This is a genomic window from Thermogutta sp. (assembly GCF_014359955.1).
Classification (GTDB): domain Bacteria; phylum Planctomycetota; class Planctomycetia; order Pirellulales; family Thermoguttaceae; genus Thermogutta.
This window is the reverse complement of sequence record NZ_JACIYL010001091.1, coordinates 1-1,098: the sequence shown is the minus strand read 5'-3', so window position 1 is coordinate 1,098 and position 1,098 is coordinate 1. Positions and strand designations below refer to the sequence as shown.

The window sequence follows — 1,098 nt, the reverse complement described above, 5'->3', positions numbered from 1 at the left end:
CACCGGGCGGATGGCCGCCAGTTCAAGGTGCTGGGCCACCAGATTGGCCGGATAGCTCTTCTCCAACCGCACGACAATCGACCGCACCTTCTCATCACGGACAAGCACCTCGACCTGCTGGAAAGGCGGCATCTGGAACAGATACCGGGTTTCCTGAGGGGTCTGCTTCACGTCGGTGGGCTGGCCCCACTGCTTCAGCAATTCCGCCGTTGTCGTTTGGCCGGGTGTCACTCCGTTGAAGGCGGCGGGTTCAGGCGAGATCTCCACAGGGGTCGTTCGCGGATCGACCTGGGCGTGGGGCTGCTCTTCGGCGGGGGAGTCCCCGGCAGAGCCGCTGCTTGGCGAACCATCAGGGACGACGGGCTCATGGCGAACTCGCAATTCCGGTTCAGGGGCAGGGGAATCGTGGGGGGTGTCGTCGGTTCCCAATTCGAGTTGGATTCGCTGAGCGTCGCTTTCCACGGTCGGCGTTTTGTCGGGAACCTCTCCGGTGGTGACGTCCTCCACGCGAGCAGGGCCGGTCGTCACGCTCGGTGTCGGCTGTCCGACGGCGGGCGTGGGTGTTCCGGCGGCCAGGGTCGGCGTGGGTACAGCAGGCGTGGGAGATGGTTCATCCGCAGCGAAGGAGGGAATCCACCCGAAGAGGGCCACACACCACACAACGATCAAAAGCCGTACGGCACGCAACATCGCGAAAGTCCTCCTTGAATTTCGCACGTGCGACAAAATTGCCGGCAAGAACTGGCAGTGCAATTTACCGGCAGGCGTGCAGCGGTGTCCAGGGCAATTTTCGAAGGGGCGAGAAAGGGGGCGAGGGTGAGCACGGCGTTCCCCGGCCGGGGCGTAATTTGCGCATATTGGAGGGACGCCTTCCACGGCGTCCTCTGGAGGGGCACGCTCGTCGTGCCCGAGGAAAGGCAATGGATAATCCAGCGTTGGAAAGGCGGACCCGACAAGCGGGTCCCTCCGGAAGACGGACGTGACAGGCAGGTCCCTCCGAAGGCACGCATATTCTGACGTAGGGGCCATTCATGAAATGCCCCTACCGATTAACCAGGGGAATGTGCACGCGACTTATGGAGTGCGGTGCTTTAGCAC

General features: G+C 62.8%; 1 pseudogene. It reads right to left on the bottom strand.

The features are described from left to right. A pseudogene (locus H5U08_RS19580) lies at window positions 1-690 on the bottom strand (hypothetical protein); the annotation flags it as partial. Window positions 691-1,098 lie beyond the last annotated feature (408 nt).